The 18894-nt window shown below is 46.3% G+C and carries 16 protein-coding genes and 1 other RNA gene; 9 read left to right on the forward strand and 8 right to left on the reverse strand.

The features are described 5' to 3' along the window. Position 1 precedes the first annotated feature (1 nt). The 4 genes from KU855_RS09735 to pspF form a co-directional block, all read right to left on the reverse strand. Positions 2 to 892: an ABC transporter permease subunit gene (locus KU855_RS09735; RefSeq protein ID WP_218530098.1), complete on the reverse strand. Its 891-nt coding sequence runs from the start codon at positions 890 to 892 to the stop codon at positions 2 to 4. Further along, a complete protein-coding gene (locus KU855_RS09740) occupies positions 879 to 1910 on the reverse strand; it encodes an ABC transporter permease (protein WP_218530099.1) in 1032 nt (343 codons plus the stop codon). Before KU855_RS09740 ends, KU855_RS09735 begins: the two co-directional genes overlap by 14 nt. Next, a complete protein-coding gene (locus KU855_RS09745) occupies positions 1907 to 3532 on the reverse strand; it encodes an ABC transporter substrate-binding protein (RefSeq protein WP_218530100.1) in 1626 nt (541 codons plus the stop codon). The genes KU855_RS09740 and KU855_RS09745 overlap by 4 nt, the downstream gene beginning before the upstream one ends. 71 nt (positions 3533 to 3603) lie before the next feature. Further along, positions 3604 to 4677, reverse strand: coding sequence for a phage shock protein operon transcriptional activator (gene pspF, locus KU855_RS09750; protein WP_218530101.1), 1074 nt, complete (start codon positions 4675 to 4677; stop codon positions 3604 to 3606). 175 nt (positions 4678 to 4852) lie between these two features. Here pspF and pspA point away from each other — a divergent pair, with 175 nt between their 5' ends. The 6 genes from pspA to KU855_RS09780 all read left to right on the forward strand — a co-directional run bounded on the left by pspA (position 4853) and on the right by KU855_RS09780 (position 10174). Further along, positions 4853 to 5545 (forward strand): phage shock protein PspA, encoded by a 693-nt coding sequence (pspA, locus tag KU855_RS09755; protein ID WP_218530102.1) that lies wholly within the window; start codon positions 4853 to 4855, stop codon positions 5543 to 5545. A gap of 13 nt (positions 5546 to 5558) precedes the next feature. Further along, positions 5559 to 5792 carry an envelope stress response membrane protein PspB gene (pspB, locus tag KU855_RS09760; protein WP_218530103.1) on the forward strand — a complete coding sequence of 78 codons (234 nt, stop codon included), beginning with the start codon at positions 5559 to 5561 and terminating at the stop codon, positions 5790 to 5792. Next, a complete protein-coding gene (gene pspC / locus KU855_RS09765; protein WP_218530104.1) occupies positions 5785 to 6171 on the forward strand; it encodes an envelope stress response membrane protein PspC in 387 nt (128 codons plus the stop codon). Before pspB ends, pspC begins: the two co-directional genes overlap by 8 nt. A gap of 87 nt (positions 6172 to 6258) precedes the next feature. Then, on the forward strand, positions 6259 to 7674 hold the full coding sequence (locus KU855_RS09770) for a YcjX family protein (RefSeq protein ID WP_218530105.1): 1416 nt from the start codon (positions 6259 to 6261) through the stop codon (positions 7672 to 7674). After that, the gene (locus KU855_RS09775; RefSeq protein WP_218530106.1) at positions 7671 to 8858 is read left to right on the forward strand and encodes a YcjF family protein; all 1188 of its coding nucleotides are present in this window, start codon (positions 7671 to 7673) and stop codon (positions 8856 to 8858) included. Before KU855_RS09770 ends, KU855_RS09775 begins: the two co-directional genes overlap by 4 nt. Positions 8859 to 8983: 125 nt before the next feature. Continuing rightward, positions 8984 to 10174: a PLP-dependent aspartate aminotransferase family protein gene (locus KU855_RS09780; RefSeq protein WP_218530107.1), complete on the forward strand. Its 1191-nt coding sequence runs from the start codon at positions 8984 to 8986 to the stop codon at positions 10172 to 10174. A 50-nt stretch (positions 10175 to 10224) separates the two neighbouring features. On the opposite strand, the gene KU855_RS09785 is transcribed toward KU855_RS09780, so the two are convergent. Next, positions 10225 to 11592 (reverse strand): DASS family sodium-coupled anion symporter, encoded by a 1368-nt coding sequence (locus KU855_RS09785; protein WP_218530108.1) that lies wholly within the window; start codon positions 11590 to 11592, stop codon positions 10225 to 10227. Between the two features lie 345 nt (positions 11593 to 11937). Between KU855_RS09785 and KU855_RS09790 the strand changes: the two genes are divergently transcribed. Together KU855_RS09790 and ffs are read left to right on the forward strand one after the other, a co-directional pair. Then, complete coding sequence (locus KU855_RS09790; RefSeq protein WP_218530109.1) at positions 11938 to 12393, forward strand: helix-hairpin-helix domain-containing protein; 456 nt, start codon at positions 11938 to 11940, stop codon at positions 12391 to 12393. 141 nt (positions 12394 to 12534) lie between these two features. Next, positions 12535 to 12631: signal recognition particle sRNA small type (gene ffs / locus KU855_RS09795), an RNA gene on the forward strand. 255 nt (positions 12632 to 12886) lie between these two features. On the opposite strand, the gene KU855_RS09800 is transcribed toward ffs, so the two are convergent. From KU855_RS09800 to dinG, 3 genes are read right to left on the reverse strand one after another with little or no spacing between them, the layout of a single operon-like run. Further along, entirely contained in the window at positions 12887 to 13588 is a 702-nt protein-coding gene (locus KU855_RS09800; RefSeq protein WP_218530110.1) for a DUF2057 domain-containing protein, read from the reverse strand. Between the two features lie 9 nt (positions 13589 to 13597). After that, positions 13598 to 14254: a primosomal replication protein gene (locus tag KU855_RS09805; protein WP_218530111.1), complete on the reverse strand. Its 657-nt coding sequence runs from the start codon at positions 14252 to 14254 to the stop codon at positions 13598 to 13600. Positions 14255 to 14262: 8 nt separating this feature from the next. Continuing rightward, on the reverse strand, positions 14263 to 16335 hold the full coding sequence (dinG, locus tag KU855_RS09810) for an ATP-dependent DNA helicase DinG (RefSeq protein WP_218530120.1): 2073 nt from the start codon (positions 16333 to 16335) through the stop codon (positions 14263 to 14265). 139 nt (positions 16336 to 16474) lie between these two features. Here dinG and KU855_RS09815 point away from each other — a divergent pair, with 139 nt between their 5' ends. Further along, on the forward strand, positions 16475 to 18874 hold the full coding sequence (locus KU855_RS09815; RefSeq protein ID WP_371316346.1) for a DNA polymerase II: 2400 nt from the start codon (positions 16475 to 16477) through the stop codon (positions 18872 to 18874). Positions 18875 to 18894: the final 20 nt, after the last annotated feature.

Genomic DNA, 18894 nt, shown 5'->3' on the forward strand with positions numbered 1-18894 from the left:
ATTATTTACTTCCCGGTGACATGGCTGAACGTAAACCATCACCGACTAAATTTATCGATAACACGGTAAATAGCAAGGCCAGACCTGGAATGGTGACATTCCAAGGGGCGACCAGCAAATAATCCACCCCTTGAGAAACCATAGCTCCCCATTCCGGACTGGGCGATTGCGCGCCTAACCCCATAAAGCCAAGCGCCGCGATATCTAAAATCGCGGCAGAGATTGCCAAGGTTGTTTGTATGATTAGGGTGTCCCAAATATTGGGCATAATTACATACCAGTAGATTTGCAGTGAATTGGCACCATCAAGTTTGGCGGCGGTGACATACTCTTTTTGGGATTCTTCATGGACCGCTTGATGAATGGTGCGTACAAATTGCGGCGTGAGCGCAAGCCCCACTGCCCAAAAGACATTCTGCAAGCCAGGTCCGGTCACTGCCACTAATAAAATCGCCATTAACAGCGAGGGGATAGACAGCAGCGCATCTAATAAATGCGACAAAATTGAGGACTTAATGCCACTCATCATGCCCGATAACGAACCTATGATAAAACCAAACACCAGCGCGGTGAACACCACTAACAGTGATAAACCTAAGGTCAGCTGCGCCCCATATAAAATTCGGCTAAAAATGTCACGTCCGAGCGCATCTGTCCCTAAAAAGTGCTCCACCGTCCCGGCAGGGTCCCAAGAGGGGGGCAATAAAATAGATTGGGTATTTTGTAACTGGGGCTCGTAGGGGGCGATTAAGGGCCCAAACGCGGCAATCAGCAGCAAAATCGCCACTGCCCATAACCCAATCACCGAAAACGGATTGGCCGTAAATGCTAACCATACTCGCTTACGTGGCGATGGGATGCGCTCTTCTTGGTAAATACTAATGGGAGGCATAGATTTCTTTCCTGGTCTTGGGATTGGCCGCCGTATGGATGATATCGATAACAATGCTGAAGAAGATAATCAGCAACGCCACGGCTAAGATCCCCCCTTGGATGACGGTATAATCCCGCTGATAAATGCCCTGAACTAACCAAGCACCGACACCGGGCCAAGCAAAAATCACCTCAACCACGATGGCATAACTCGCAAACGGACCAAGCATAATGCCAAGATTTTTTAATACGGGGATTAACGCATTGGGCAGGGCGTGTTTGAGGACGATTTGACTGGTGTGTAAACCGCGCGCTTCAGCCGCACGAATATAGGTTTGTTGCATCACATTCATCATGGCACTGCGGGTCAAGCGCACGACCACTGTGAAGGGGAATACGGCCAAAGTAAACGCCGGTAAAATCATATGCTGTAACGCATCGATAAACGCGCTATAGCGGTAGCTATGTTCTGATAGCAGGGTATCTATCAACATGAATCCGGTGACAGGTTCAATTTCGTATAAGAGGTTAATTTGTCCCGAGATGGGCAGCCACCCCAATTTAACCCCAAACCACAGTGATAAAGATAGCCCGAGCCAAAAGACCGGGATGGAATACCCGGTCAATGTCATGGCAATAATACTATTTTGGGTGATTTTATCCTGACTTAACGAGGCCATTACTCCGATTGGGATCCCAAAGCTTAAGGCCAATATGGCCGTCACTATGATTAGTTCAAATGAGGCGGGCAACACATTAATCAGCTCGGAGGCCACACTTTGTTTCGAGGTGACAGACATGCCAAGATTGCCACTTAAGCGTTGTTCGAGGTAGGCCATAAATTGACTAACACTGCCTTCATCGAGACGATAATCACTGATGATTTTTTGTGTTTGCGCTTGGCTAGGATTTTCAATGCCGCTCAAAGCAAAACTGCTATTGACTGGAAATAAGTGGGTGGCAATAAATAACACCAAGATTAATATCAAACTGGTGGCTAAAAACAAGTTCAGGCGGCGCAGCAGGTAATAACTCATGGCTGTACCTCCACTGCGTGTTGCACTTTATCAAACGCAATGCCGCCGAAGGCTGGCAACGGCATGTGTTTAACCTTTTCGTTGACTAAAATCATGCGCTGCGCGTGGGCCAGACTGATCAGTGGGACTTGTTGTCGCAGCATTTGCTCTGCTTGCGAATATAGCTGTGCACGTTCACGTTGTGACGGGGTGGCTCGCGCCTTATTTAATAATGCTTCAAAGGGCACATAACAGAAGCGGGAACGGTTAGTCGTTGCTAACACTGACTTGCAGCTTAACAGCGGCGTGAAAAAGTTATCAGGGTCACTGTTATCGGCATTCCAGCCAATCAGAACGGTATCGTAATCCGCTTGATTGAGCTTATTGGTAAATACGCTCCATCCATAACTGACGATATTAGCTTTTACCCCGATATTGGCCAAATCGGCCTGAATCAACTCGGCAGTTTTATTGGGATTGGGGTTATAACTTCTGCCCACTGGGGTCGTCCAGATATCCAGAGTTAAGTCGCCAATGCCGGCGTCATTCAGCAGGGCGATGGCTCGCTCTGGATCATAGCTGGACTGGGGTTGGTTTTCTTCAAATGCCCAAGACGCAGGGGGGAGTAACCCATTAGCCACCACGCCTTTATCGCGATACACCGCATTAAGAATATTGTCTTTATTAATCGCTAGGCTTAAGGCTTGTCGAACGGCCAGCTGATCAAATGGGCTTTTTTGGGTATTAAACGCCCAAAAAGAAACGTTTAATCCTGGGTGACTTTCAAGCCGTAATTGTGGGTGGAGATCCAGTACATCAAGCTCACCCGCTTTCGGCAGTGCCGATACACTGCAGTCACCCGTGATCAGTTTCACTAAACGCGTGGCACTCTTGGGGGTGATATCAAACACCAACATTGGCAGTTGCCCTTGCTCGCCCCAGTACTGTTGATGCCGTCGGTAACGAATGAACTCATTTTTAACGTATTGTTGAAATTGGTAAGGCCCAGTCCCAATGACCTCAATATCTAAACGCTCTGGCATACCGTCTAATAATAATTGTTGGGCGTATTCACTAGAATGAATAACCGCAAAATCGGTAGCAAGGTTCGACAGAAATGAGCTATTCGGGGAAGTGAGATGAAATACCAATTCGTGGTCGTTAATCTTTTCTATTTGCATAATTTGTTGAGCAAAATCTATGCTTTCAAAAAATGGGTAGCCGGTTTTTGAGACAAAATGATAAGGGTTGTTGGGATTGATAATTCGATCGAACGAGAACATCACATCATCAGCGGTTAACGTCCGTGATGGCGTAAATTGGCGATTGTGATGAAAATGGACATTATCGCGTAAGATAAACCGATAGCTTAAGCCATCATCACTGACGTCCCAGTGTTTGGCGATGGCTGGAATAATGGTTTCATGTTCATGACTGTAATCAACTAAACGACTGAATAGCTGTTGAGAGGTTGCATCTATGGTGGTGCCAGACGTCACTAACTGGGGGTTAAAGGTCTCTGGATTGCCTTCAGAGCAATAGACCAATCCCGCCGGTAGTGTTTGGGGACCACAGCCTGCGATTAGCAGGGTACTGGCTAATAACACCCATAAGTAGAACATGCCATGTAAGGACGGCTTCATATCAAGATCGATAATAGTTGATAACAAGAAGCGCATTTTACCAGTGCCTGTTAGCTTGGAGCAAACCTTGCTCAATCTTTATCCAATAAGTTGTATTTTTTGAGAATTCCTCTCAACTGATGATAGCTTAATGACAGTAATTCAGCGGTTTTCTTTTGATTAAACTGACCGGCCCTCAGCGCTTGTTCGAGTAAGGCGATTTCTTGTTGTTCGCAATGCTCTTTAAAATCGAGAGGGAATGTGATGTCACTAGTGGTGGGCTTACTAATTGGCGCTGTGGCGTTTGGCGTAACGCTCTGGCTTGGTTCATTGGTGGTTGCACTTTGCTGGCGATCTTGCGTTCGCACCCGTTGTTTAGGTCGATAGGGGGAACTAAATGGATCTAGGGTGATATCGTCAATGGCATTATCGCGATGTTGATTACGATAGACCGCGCGTTCCACTACGTTTTTAAGTTCTCGAATATTGCCAGGCCATGGATGATCCAATAACAGTTGCTTGGCTTGGGTGCTAAAGCCGGCAAAGTATTCAAGTTGCAGTTGGCGGGCCATGCCAATGGCAAAATATTCAGCCAACGGCATAATATCTTCTTGGCGATACCTAAGTGGCGGTAAGGTAATGACATCAAACGCCAGTCTATCGAGTAAATCGGCTCGAAATTCCCCCGCCTCGGCTAAGCTTGGCAAATCCTCGTTAGCGGCACAGATTAGACGTACATCAGTTTTGAGTGGGCGATTACCGCCGACACGCTCGAACTCGCCGTATTCTATCACCCGCAGTAACTTTTCTTGAATCAAGCCTGAGGTATTGGCTAACTCATCAAGAAATAAGGTGCCACCATCGGCGCGCTCAAAGCGGCCCTCATGGCGGCCTTTCGCCCCAGTAAATGCCCCGGTTTCGTGACCAAATAATTCACTCTCTAATAAGCTTTCACTTAATGAGGAACAATTGAGCTTAATAAAGCTTTGATCCCAACGGCTAGAAAGGTAATGAATACGCTCGGCAATCAGTTCTTTGCCCGTACCGCGTTCACCGATAATCAATACCGGTTTTGACAGTGGCGCGATTTGCGACACATGTTCGAGCACTTCCAAGAGGGCATTGGATTGGCCGATGAGATTGTCTTGTTGGAATTGTTTAGGCACTGTAATAATTGGTCTATGTCGCTAACAAGTGGTGAAATTTATAATATGTGTCAATCAAGTTAAAATAAAGATAAACTTAATAATATATCTAAGTTACTGATTTTATGGGTTATGCCAATGTTGGCATGGAATATGATAGGTATAAATCGTAACAGATAACCTTGAGGATAAGATTATGGGAATATTTTCACGCTTTGCAGACATCATTAATTCAAACCTGAGTGCTTTGTTGGATAAAGCAGAAGATCCAGAAAAAATGGTTCGTCTTATCATTCAAGAAATGGAAGACACCTTAGTAGAAGTTCGCTCCACTTCGGCGCGGGTGTTGGCCGAAAAGAAAGAAGTGCAACGTCGGATTGTTCGCATCGAAGAGCAAGTTGAAGATTGGCACGCTAAAGCAGAACTCGCGTTATCGAAAGATCGCGAAGATTTAGCGAAAGCGGCTTTGGTTGAAAAACAAAAAGCCAATGACACCTTAAAGTCTCTCAACGATGAAATGCTAATCATTGATGAGCAAATCAGTCGCTTAAAGGATGAGATTGGCCAATTACAAGAAAAACTGGCCGATGCTAAAGCGCGCCAGAAGACCATTATCATGCGTAATCAGACGGCCTCAACGCGTCTTGAAGTGAAGCGCCGTCTTGATTCGAGCAAAATTGATAATGCCATGCTTAAGTTTGAGCAATACGAGCGCCGAGTTGAAGGGATTGAAGCGCAAGTCGAAGCCTATGATTTGGCCAAAGGCCCTAATAAAGGCAGCTTAGCCGACGAGTTTGCGGCGTTACAGGCAGAAGATGAAGTATCGGCAGAACTCGCCGCAATGAAAGCTAAGATGCAAAGCAAAACGTCGGCTAAAACTAAAAAATAGTAAGGAGTAACCTATGGATTTGGATCTACTAATTGCTCCGATTATCATTTTTCTGCTGGTCGTGGCGCCCATCTGGTTGGTGCTCCACTACCGCAGTAAGCGCCAGGTTAACCAGGGCTTAACCGAGGAAGAATTTGCCCAGCTTAATGAGTTGATTATTAAGGCCGATAAGATGAGCCAACGAATTGCCAGCTTAGAAGCCATTCTCGATACTGATAGCCCTGAATGGAGGAGTCGTCATGAGTAGAGGCACCTTATATCGCAATCGCGCTCAAGGTAAAATCGCCGGCGTATGTGCAGGCATAGCCGATTACTTTAATTTTGAAACCTGGTTAGTGCGCGTAGTGGCCGTATCGATATTTTTACTGGGTGGTTCAGGGGTTATCTTTATTTTATACATCGCCTTATGGATCATTCTGGATGAATCACCAAAGCCATTAAGCATGGACGCGCACCATAAAGAGGCGGGATTAAAAAAGAAGGTATGGCAAGCCGGCGAACCCGCCAAGCAAGCCTTGATGGATTTAAATGGTCGCTTTCGTGCCATCGACTTACGCTTACAACAGATGGAGCGGCACGTCACCTCAGAACAATTTGATTTAAAACGCCAAATTAATGATCTGTAACAGCAAAAGGTGTTTGAGGTGGCAATACAGTCAAGAGAGTTAGTTATACTAGGTGGCAACTGCCACCTTTTTTATTGAGGATAATTTATGGTTAATGTGCGTCAGTCGTGGTCACGGTTACAGCATCACGCTCAACAAGTGGCTTTGCGCGCAGGAGATCGTCATATTCGTCTAGCGGTGACTGGCTTATCCGGTGCCGGCAAAACCGCGTTTGTGACTGCCTTAGTCAACCAATTAACCTTAGGCTACGACAAACTACCGCTATTTAGTGTTGCCAGAGAGCAGCGCTTAATTGGGGTCAAGCGGGTGATGCAGCCAGATCTCAATATCGCCAGTTTTGATTACCAAGGGGGCATTGCCCAATTAACGGCGGAACCGCCCAAGTGGCCATCGTCGACCCGCAACATTAGTGAATTGAGATTGGCCTTGCGCTACTTGCCAACAAAAGGCTTGAGAGCCAAGTTGGTTGATTCAGCGACCCTTTATTTAGATATCATTGATTACCCAGGGGAGTGGTTACTCGATTTGCCCATGTTACAGCTGGACTTTGTCCAATGGTCCACTCAAGTTAACGCCGCCGCGACTAAGTATCAATCCAGCGATAAATATGATGACTTTATCAATTCAGTCAATCAGTTGAGATTAACTGATGTGGCCGATGAGCAAGTATTGGCTGACATCAGTAAACGCTACCAAGCCTTGCTATTAGATTTGGTTCATCAACATGGCTTTTATCAAGCTCAGCCAGGGCGCATGCTATTGCCCGGTGAACTTGATGGCGCGCCCATCTTAAGTTTTTTCCCGTTAATGACTGTATCAGAGCAACAAATTATTGAGGCAAGTAAAGCCGATAAAAATAGCTATTTCAAAGTATTGCAACACAGATATCAAGAGTATGTGCAACAGGTTGTCAAACCCTTTTATCGTGATCACTTTTGCCATTTCGACAGGCAAGTGGTGCTGGTTGATTGCTTGGGTGGACTCAATCGCGGCAAAGATCAATTTATGGATATGACCTCCGCGCTCGAGCACATCCTCGAAAGTTTTCAGTTCGGCCAAAATAATTTATTGAAGCGATTATTTTCACCCAAGATTGATAAATTATTGTTTGCTGCCAGCAAGGTGGATCACATCAGTCGGGATCAGCAAGCCAATTTGTTGCAGTTGCTGGGCAACATGCTCAAAGCTGGCCAACAACATGCCCGTTTCGATGGCTGTGTGGTTGAAACTATGGCCATTAGTGCGATTAAAGCAAGCCGGCATGGCACGGTGAATACCGCCAGCGGCCCCTGTGAAGTGGTGCAAGGGCGTGTGCTTGATAGTGGTCGGCCGGTGACGATTTTCCCCGGCGAAGTGCCTACTCACTTACCCGATACCAGCTTTTGGCAAGGGCAGGGATTTGATTTTCCATCCTTTGCTCCGCCCATCGCCACCAATCAGTTATTTGGTCAGATCCGCATGGATCATTTATTGGAATTTATCCTAGGAGATAAGTTGTTATGAGCTCCCAGCCGTCAGAGCCTGTAATCAAGGCTAGAACTGAATTTAATCCGCAAGCGCTTGATGAAGGACTGGCCCATGATGAGCCCCGTCCCCCTGAGGCGCGATCGCAATTTGATCCTCAGGCATTTATCGACCGTGACAGTGAACCGACTGAACTTGAACAGCAAACCTTAGCGGCTGCGTTTAATTCGAGGGCTGATGGCAAAAAACGATCGGCATTAGTGATTTGGGTCATGGGCTTATTGAGCTTGGTGGTTGGGGTGGAAGCCGTGCTGACATTGCTTGCCAGTTATCAGCAGTCTATCTGGATATTTAGCCTTTATCTCGTTACCCTTTGTTCGGTGTTATTGCTGGCCTGTCGTGGGCTTTGGTCGGAATTAACTAAGCTTAGACGCTTACGCCACACTCAGGATTGGCAACAGACCGGCGATAGATTAAGGTTGAGTATGCAGTCGGGCGAAGCCACCCCCTTTATTGCTAATTTGAGCCAAGGCTTAGGTCAGAATTCTGGACATCTATCACCGCAAATCAGTGCAATGCAGCAATTGGCCTTAAGTCAATATTTTGCCAAAGTGACTAAAGATCATAATGATGCTGAGCAAATTCAATTATTTGAGACTGAAGTCCTCTATACGTTAGATAAAAAAGCCCAAAGTATTGTGAGTCGCTATGCCCTCGAAGCGGCCACATTATTGGCGGCGAGCCCATTAGCCATGATGGATATGGCGATTGTGTTGTGGCGCAATCAAAAATTACTCAATGATATTGCAGAATGTTATGGCATTGAACTGGGGTATTGGAGTCGAGTGCGTTTACTTAAGACCATTGTTACCAACGTGATTTATGCGGGTACCACAGAGGTCGTCACTGACTTAGGTAGCCAATTGTTGTCAATGGAAATGACCGGCAAACTGTCTGCGCGCCTAGCGCAAGGGGTTGGTGGTGGCTTACTGACCGCGCGTCTTGGCTATCAAGCCATGGCCCTTTGTCGCCCCTTAGCCTTTAGTGCGGATAAACGGCCTAAGTTGTCACGAATACATAAAGACTTACTGGTGGAGTTGAAACAGATATTCCGCGCTAAAATGTCAGCCAGTTCGGTGCTGGAACCAGTCAAAAACGCCGAAATTGGCACTCAACAACCGGATTCGACAACGCCTCATAAAAGCCGTTCAACCACACCGTAGCTGGGGTTAACGGCTGTTGTGTAACGTATTTATTACATTACGCCCTGGGTTATTTTGTGAGCAAGGCTGTCTGTGTGATGCGCTAGTCGATACAGTGGCAGCAGTGATCATCGGGGACGTTTTTTATGAAAAATACACAGGATAGTTGGCACGGATCCACGTTAGTGATTCATGGTGCTAAGCCAAGTCATGGCGCTAGGCCATTGGTCAGCCCACTCGTCCAAAGCGCGACATTTGTGTTTGATAGTGTGGAGCATGGCGGCCGCTGCTTTAGTGGTGAGCAAGTCGGTGATATTTATACTCGCTTAGGTAACCCATCAGTCCGCGAGCTTGAAGAAAGAATCGCGGCCTTAGAAGGCGCCGAAGCCGCGGCTGCGACTGCCTCGGGTATGGCTGCGGTAAGTGCTGCCTTACTGGCTAATCTTGAACAGGGCGATCATATCATCGCCAGTCATGCCATTTATGGCTGTAGTTTCTCGTTGATCACCGAACAACTGCCTAAATTAGGCATTGAGTTTACTCTGGTCGACTTTGCCAGTCTCGAGGCCGTGGCTGAGGCCATTAAACCAACAACTAAGTTGGTGTTCTTTGAAACGCCCGTGAATCCGCACCTAGAGGTCTATGATATTAGTCGGGTAGCGCAGTTATGTCGTCAACATGGGATAATGTCGATAGTCGATAATACCTTTATGACGCCATTGCTACAAAAGCCTTTATTATTGGGGGCCGACATTGTGATCCATAGCGCCACTAAGTACCTTAATGGCCATGGCGATGTCATTGCTGGCTTAGTGTGCGGTAGTCAAGATGTTATCGGTCATTTAAAAGCCACTATTCTCAAAGATTTTGGTGCGGTGTTATCACCCCATGATGCTTGGTTAATTGTCAGGGGGCTGAAAACCTTAGATGTGAGAATGCAGCGTCATTGCGACAATGCTCTTAGGGTTGCACAATTTCTGCAACAACATCCGGCGATTAGTCGAGTGTATTACCCTGGGCTTGAAACGCATAAAAATTATCGGTTGATTGGACAGCAGATGCGCGCCGCTGGTGGGGTTATCGCCTTTGAATTAGCAGCCGATCTTGAACAAGCCAAAGCGTTTGCTAACCGTTTACAATTATTTGCCATTGCCGTGAGTTTGGGCGATGCGGAATCATTAATCCAACATCCGGCCTCCATGACACATTCGCCTTATAGCGCCGAAGCGCGCATGCAAGCGGGTATCTCTGATAATTTGTTGCGAATTTCGGTGGGGCTGGAACACGTGGACGATATTATCGCGGATCTGAGTCAAGGATTAGCAGGTATCTCATGATACCTGCGAATCCCGTTAAGTATGAACATCAGCTGATGTTACTGGGTGGTTTATATCTTCCAAAAGGTATGAGCCACAATATATAGCACCACCATGCTTAACAGATTGATCACCATACCGGCTTTGACCATCTCGGACTGCTTGATAAAACCTGAACCATAAACAATGGCATTGGGCGGGGTCGCTACAGGCAGCATGAAGGCGCAAGACGCGGCAATACCGATTAACACCGAAATCATCACCACTGACACCCCTAAGGCTTCGGCAATCGCAGCAAATACGGGCACTAACAATGCGGCGCTCGCGGTGTTACTCGCAAATTCAGTCAACATCACCACAAAGAAAATGACGGCAAAGGTGAAGAGTGCCAAATGGGTACTGCCAAAGATGTCAGTGACCCAATGGGCTAAAAATACGCTGGTACCTGTGGTTTTAAGGATGGCACTTAAGGTTAAGCCGCCGCCAAATAAGATCAACACCCCCCAATCTGTGGTGCGCTCAATTTTTTTCCACTCAACCAGTCCAAGGCCGGCTAATAATACTACCGCGCCAAGGGCAACCACGGTATCAAATTGAGCAATCCCGCCAAGCGCAGTTGAAATCGGCTTACTGAATATCCAGCCAAACACTGTGAGGAGGAAAATAGCTAGGGTGACTTTAGCGCTGGTGGACAGCTGTTGTTTTTGCTCGTCAATCTTACAGTTGACACTAAGATTAGGCTTAAAGAATAGGTATAACGCAATCAACATGGTGGGGAGCATCAAGGCGACGGTGATCAAGCCAAATTCAAGCCAATCAGCAAACGTTAAGCCGACTTGCGCGGCGGCAATCGCATTAGGAGGACTGCCAACCAAGGTACCAATGCCGCCAATGTTGGCGGAATAAGCGATGCCTAACAGTAAAAATAGGTAGGTGCTTTTATGCTCGTTGTAATCGAATTGCTTTAAGATCCCTAAGGCTAAGGGCAGCATCATGGCGGCGGTGGCGGTGTTACTGATCCACATCGATAATAATGCGGTGACTGCAAACAATAGAATACACGCCAGACTTAATCGCCCTTTGGAGGCACTTAATACTTTATTGGCAATTAATCTGTCTATGCCCTGATGATTCAATGCCGCTGCTAAGACAAATCCACCAAAAAATAGATAGATAATTGGGTTTGCAAAATTGGTCATTGCCGTTTTTATATTAAACACCCCAAAGGCAACGGCCAAAATGGGGATCAATATGGCAGTGACACTTATATGTATCGCTTCGGTGAGCCATAAAATGGCAGCAAAGATTAAGATAGCTACACCGATATTGACTTGATCATCAAAGGGCAGAAACTCTTTTAGCAAAAATAGTAAGACAATATTGAGCCCGAGTATCAGCAGATTCTTGGGCGGTTGGTTGGCGGTATGGCTTGCTGACATAATGTTCCCTGAGGTCGCAGATTTTTTGCTACTTTATGGGATAGTTGCTTATCCACAAACTTCTTTTGGTGACGGCTCTTTTGTTGCTTTTTGTCAAAAACAGCGACTTAGTTGGCAAGAATAATGCTATGGGACTGTCTAATTTCGTTACTTTTCAACATACCTGGGCTTAATTCGGTTTTTAATGGCCACAAAAGGTGATTTGGGTAATAAAAGTAGATTGCACCTTCGTGATCTGTGTCACTGACTTGGCGGGGCTAAGCTTGCAGTTGGTTTGATCTCGACTAGGATTGAACTTGACCATGGAGCCTTAGGGTCAATCTTAGGCCATTATTGGAGTAAAAAATGAAAAATATTCTCTCTATTTTTACCCTGTTATTTGTTCTGTTATTGCAGTCATCGAGTGTTTTGGCGGCTGATACTGATAACACCAAGACTAAAGCCACAACTGGGGAGGCTAAAGCAGCTCTCAAAGCTGAAAGTCAAGCGAACAAAGCAGAAATGAAAGCCCTGAAAGCTGAAAGTAAAGCCAAGCTTAAGTCTGATAAAGCCGAGGCCAAGGCTGACAACAAAGCGCTCAGAGCCGACAATAAAACGGCTGGTCAATCGATGCGAATTAATATCAACAGTGCCAGCGCTAAAGAGTTGGCCATGCTTAAAGGTGTTGGTGCGTCCAAAGCTCAAGCCATTGTTGACTACCGTAAACAACATGGCCAATTTACATCGATTGATGATTTACTTAAAGTGAAAGGCATAGGCCCTAAAATTATCGACAGCAATCGAAATCTGCTGAGTTTGTAGTCGCTAGTGCCAAATTTGATTAAAGCCTGCGCAGTTGAAGCCACTAAAGTGTTTAGTGGCTTTTTAGTGCTTGAATATCTGGGCGTGCTAGGACATAATGCCGGCGTTGTCAGCGAGAAATCCTGATAAATCAATGGTGACCTAGGGTCCCCCCGCAATGATAACCTGTGAACTCGGCCAGGCCCGGAAGGGAGCAACCGCAGCAGGCGACTCGTGTGCCGGGGTGTGGCTCTAGGGAACCTCCAATCTCTCCCTTGCTAGCCTCATTTATCTTGGTATTTCAACCTACCTCAGTTTTATTAACCGCTTACGCAACGCGGCTATTGTATTAAGCGTCATAACTTTATGTGCGAGTAAACGTATCCTTTAGTTTGATCAACCATCGCTGCTGTGGCTGGGCCCAGAATACGGCTGAACAAGGGTATTTATGACTTAAGATGGTAAAAACATCGAGCGCTGATGAAAGCGCAACGCTCGATAACGGCATGACTGATCACAACTGCTTGATAGCCCAACTCATAAACTCTTTGCGAGTCTGCTCGTCGGCTTGTAACCACCAATACTGTAACATCTGCTCGGCGCGGGCACTCTCAGCAGGCGCGGGCTTTGATGCGGCACTAGCGGCTGTGGTTTGTGCAGCCACAGTGGTTTGATAGGTCGAAACTTGAGGCTCACTCGCTTCTATGGCAGCCGAGGTCGTTATTGAGGTGGCAGCGGCAATGTCATTGGCGGTATTGCTGCTTTGGCCACCGGAAAATAAGCGATTAAAAAAGCTCGGCTCCTCAAACGAGGTCAAGACATATTGGTAATCTACCGCTGAATGATTGTTACTGGTGATGGTGATTGCGGGTGACTGTGCGTATTGTTGCGGATCTTTTTGTGCCAATGCTGTCGCGGGGGCAAGTTGGTAATTGGTATCTTGCAGGACATCTAAGGTAATGATAAATGGTGACGACTTCACGAAGCTTTGACTGTCACTGAACTGATCTTGCACCATGTCATGAAAACGAATGGCAATTTTACGGGTGCCAGCATCCAGCTCAAGCTGCGCTTGATGCTTGAATGAATTGGTGGAAATTTCTTTACCATCAAGGGCGAGATATTCAAAGTTCAGTGGGATCTCAAGGCTAGAGGCCATTGCATTAGCAGCAAAAAATAAGCTGGCTAAGGCCGTAGTTGGCATTAAATATTTCATTGAAACTCCTTATCTATTTCTAAAATTTGGTCGCTCAAGCGCCTGGATCCTATCTTCGATATAAGTAATGGCTTGTCGGCATTTACCTAACCGCTTGTGCATAGACAGGATTTCATTTTGTAGCTTGATTTTGTCATTACTGTGACAGTTTGCAAGGCGCATATCTAACTCAGCAATTTTTTGTGTGAATTTTTCAGCCCAATTCAAATGTTTATTCAATTCTTGATATAACTGATGACTGTTTTGCATGATAGACGATGCAATCCACTCAAAGCCGGTTTGTTGGTGCTGATTTTGCTGGCGTTTAGCCCACAAGGTTTTGCGAGTCCGCTGGGTTTGTTGTGCTGCCTTGAGATTGATTTTAGTCGATGTTAATGCTTTTTTAACCGCCACAAATTTATCTTGAATGCGTTGGCAGCTTAACGCAATCAATTGTGCACTTAATTTCATTTTCAATTGTTTATCAAGCTGTTCAATGGCTGTGCGTATTTGTTGTATGCAAGGCGCTAACGCCGCGCCATGTTGAACAAAAAGTTCGTTATTAAAGCGTTCGCTGTCCTGAATTAATCGACACGCAGTTGCCGACAATAATCTATCGTGTTGCAGTACTTCTTGCTCGAGTTGTTGTAATTGCAACCGAAGTTGAGTCAGTGGATCATTTGCCATAGGTACGCCTATTCAATCACACGACGGTAAGGGGGAAGGGAGTCAAGTAAAGACTGGCCATAACGCTTAGTCACTAAGCGGCGATCGAGTATCGTGATGCGGCCATAGTCTTGTTCTTTACGAAGTAAGCGTCCGCAACTTTGAATGAGCTTGCGTGAGGCATCAGGAATAGTCAATTGCATAAATGGATTTCCCCCGCGCAGCTTTATGTACTCGGCATGGGCTTGCTCAACCGGCGAGGTGGGTACCGAAAACGGTAATTTGGTGATAATTAAGTTAGTCAGATAATCCCCTGGTAAATCCAGACCCTCTGAAAAACTGCCAGTCCCAAACAAGATAGACACTTTGCCGGCATCGCATTGTTGCTTATGTTTGTCTAACAACGCCTGACGGGAATCGCTACCTTGGATCAATAAGTACTGGCCGAGTTTTGATTTAACCAGTTCAGTGACTTTCTCCATTTGCCAATAAGACGTAAATAACACTAAGGTTGCGGTTTCGTCTTCCACTAATCCAAGTATGAGTTTAGCCAATTCCTCGGTGTAGCTGTCTTCCGTCGGTTCAGTGCGCATTTTGGGTAAAAATAAGGTGGCATTGTTTTTAAAATCAAATGGAGAATCTAATGCCAAATAGCGGCTGCCATCAGTCAGACTTAAGCCGACTTGATGGGCAAAATGATCAAACTTATTTAATGCCCGTAAGGTGGCGGAGCACAGTACCACCCCCGCGGCTTTTTCCCACAACATGCTATCGAGCATGTATCCAACCTCGATAGGTGAAGCACAGACTAAAAAATCATTTTGGCGGTTGCTGATGACTTCAATCCAACGCGCCATGGGCGCGCCTTTAGGATTGTCTTCTTTGGCCATCATTTTCCACAATTTGCTGATGTTTTCTAAGCGTTGCAACGTAAAGCCGACATCGGTTTGTAAGCTATCAGCTTGAGCTTTCGCTACGTCACCATCTTTAATGGCTTCATTGAGTAAGCTTTGTAGCCGCGTAAATTGTTTTAAGGTCGTGGCACTGGCTTTGGCCAAATCATGGGCGATGGTAGTGAGCTGTTGCGGTAGTTTTCCGTGCTCGAAACGCCACCGATTGTCGATGTTGGTGAACATCGTCGGATTGGCATCTAAACTGCCTGCTAATAGAGTTAGCAGCCGCGCTAATTCACCTGCATCGTCTTGGAATTGTTGTACGGGGGCGATGACTTGGGTTGATTTAATCAAGTCTTGCAATTTTTTACTGGTCTTTAGGGCCTTTTCTAACCAATCGACACTGCCTCTGAGGGTCGCTTGCGCGCTGGAAAAGTCCCGAGCGACACCTGGTAAATGGTGTGCTTCGTCTATCACATAATAGAGTTCACTCGGATCCGGTAAAATGATCCCGCCCCCGAGCTCAAGATCGGCAAACAATAAGTTGTGGTTAACGATAATGACATCCCATTCATCCATATCTTCACGCGCCAAATGAAACGGGCATTGGCGGTGACTGGGGTGACCACGTTGGCATGAGTGTTTATCACAGGCGATTTGTTGCCACAAATGATCCGGCAAAGGGTGAGGCAAGGTATCGAGTTCGCCATTCCAGCGCTTGTCATGGTAATCCTTAAGCAAGGATTGCAATAACTCCACTTGGCTATTATCTGGCTTGGTTTGCCATAAAGCCATTTGATCGACATTAGCGTCACCACACAGTAACTCTAATTTTGCTAAGCAAACATAACGCTGACGACCTTTGGCTAAGCCGTAACGAAAGTCGAGTTGGGATACCTCCTTGAAAAAAGGCAAGTCTTTATTCATTAACTGCTCTTGCAGCGCGACCGTGGCGGTGGCAATGCAGACTTTTTTCTTGGTGGCGAGTGCCAGAGGTATGGTGCCTAAAATATACGATAAAGACTTACCGATCCCAGTGCCGGCTTCAACCACGATAATAGGCCGGTTTTTATCGTATTCACCCACTAAGGTTTTGGCAATTTCAGCCACCATATAATTTTGCTCGCGGCGGGGGCAAAAATTCGGCATGGCCGTCGCGACAGCTTTATAAATGGTACGAATTTGGGTTTTGACGGTATCGGGAAGCATGGCCGCAATCGTTAGCAAAATGGCTGTACATAATATCAGTATTCAGCGGAGGGTGAAACTAACCTTTAGTTAGGCTAAGGTGTGTCATCGTTATTATGCCTTCGGGCTGATAGTTATCCAGTGGTAGTGGGATGGTGTAGTGAGTCAGTCAAATATGATTACCATGAGTGGTCGAATTCTTAGCCGGCATTGGCGCGTGCTTAACGGCGAGGGCTGCGCCGAATATTATCTTGCGACTGCCAATGGGGTAGTGATAGCCCGCGCTTTTGCGCAATGGCCTACCTGTTTTTGTTTGCAACAAGATGAAGCAAGAGTCAGGCAACTTCGTCACGATCTCCGCGCCAGCAGGCCTTTGTCCCTGACGAATTTTGCCGCGCAGCCGTTAACCTTATTGGAACTGCCTTCCATGGCGGCTATGGGGCAACTGTATAAACAAGCTATGGATGTCGGGGTGGCTGTCTATGAAACCCAGTTTCGACCTGAGCAACGCTTTTTGATGGAGCGGTTTATTCATTTAGATATGCAATGCCGCGGGCGCTGGCTGGCGCAAGAGCAGGGCGTTGCTGTGTTTGAAATTGTTAATGCGCGAGCATGTAAGCTGACCTTGCCTTTATCCCTTGTATCCTTGGACATCGAATGTGGCCCCGATGGCGCGCTGCACTCCATCGGTTTATATAGTGACTCTGATAAACGAGTGTTGATGATTGATAATGCCTGTTCACAGCCGCAACCATCGCTAACCTTAGCCGTGCCAGCGGGGCATGCAGAATTTCAGCTGCAATATGTCAGCGATGAAGTCAGTTTGCTCAAGGCGTTATGTGCTTGGTTCGCCGAGTTTGACCCTGATATTATCATCGGTTGGTCGGTAGTGAATTTTGATTTGTCGTTGCTGTATCGACGGGCACAATTCCATCAGCTCACTTTAACAATTGGCCGTGCTGGCCAAGCATTGAGTTGGAAAGTTAACGAGGTGCATCGCAGTGATACCCTATCATTACCCGGCCGGGTGGTTCTCGATGGTATCGAATGGTTAAAAGCCGCTTTTTATCAGTTTGAGCGTTATTCCCTTGAGTTCGTGTCGCAACAATTGTTTGGTAATGGCAAGCTTATCGCGTCTGATCAGAATAAAGTCAGTGAGATTAATCGGTTATTTCGTGAAGATAAGGCAGCATTGGCACAATACAATCTGCAAGACTGTCAATTGGTGTGGCAAATCTTTGAGCATAAGCAGCTGCTTGAATTTGCGGTTGAGCGTGCTGCCATGACAGGCCTAGCACTAGGGCGAGTGGGAGCGTCGGTGGCTGCATTCATGCATTTGTATTTGCCGCATTTACATCGCCATGGTTATGTGGCGCCGATAGGCAATGAAGTTAGTCCTGCCGAGAGTCCTGGCGGCTATGTGATGGAGTCAATCCCCGGTATTTATCAAGATATCGTCGTCTTGGATTTTAAGAGTCTTTATCCATCGATTATTAGAACTTTTCTGATTGATCCCAAAGGCTTGGTAGAAGGCACTAGACAATACGCACACAATCAATCAGCCGCTAGTTTAGTCCCAGGTTTTATTGGGGCTTGGTTTAGCCGAGAAAAACCGATATTACCGGCGTTAGTGACTCAGTTAAGTGAAGCCCGAGAAATGGCTAAGCAAAGTCATAATCAAGCCTTGTCGCAAGCGATTAAAATTATCATGAACTCACTGTATGGGGTACTGGGTAGTCAGGGCTGTGTATTTCATGATCCCAAACTTGCCAGCTCAATTACATTACGTGGGCACGACATCATGCAAACCACGCGGCAATGGATTGAGCAACGCGGTTTTAAGGTGATCTATGGTGATACCGACTCTACCTTTGTTCATTTGGCAGGCTCACGGGATATAAAAGCCACCGCGATGCAGCTTATTAATGAGATAAATCAGGCGTGGCAAGACAAGATCTGGCAAGAGTTTCAACTGGAAAGTTTTCTTGAACTTGAATTTGATGCTCATTATCAGTCGTTCTTTATGCCGACCTTAAGAGATTCCGACGTTGGCAGTAAAAAACGCTACGTTGGCGCCAGCCAGCATCAAGGGCAATGGCGTTTAACCTTTAAAGGCATGGAGCAGGTACGGAGTGATTGGACACCTTTGGCTAAAGATGTGCAATATCAATTGTATCTCCGCTTATTTCAAGGGCTAGATGTTGAGGATTACCTTAAACAGGTGATTTGCGCTCTTAACGCCGGTCAGCTTGACCACAAATTGATTTTGACCAAACGTTTGCGCCGGCCGTTGGCGCAATATTCCGCCACGGCCAGTCCTCATGTCAAAGCTGCTGCGCTGGCAGTTAGCCGCAGTGGCGATCCGAGTTATAGCCGCGTCGGCAGTCAAATCCGTTATGTGATGACAATTGCCGGCGCAGAACCTGTGGACTATCAGCAGGCTCAACTCGATTATCAGTACTATATCGACAAACAGTTGAAGCCAATTTCTGATCCCGTTCTTACCGTAATGAAATTAACATTCGATGAAATTAGTTCAGATCAACTAAGGTTAATTTAGTTGCAACTAATGATCTATAT

It is taken from the genome of Shewanella sp. NIFS-20-20 (assembly GCF_019209865.1).
Taxonomy (GTDB): Bacteria; Pseudomonadota; Gammaproteobacteria; order Enterobacterales; family Shewanellaceae; genus Shewanella.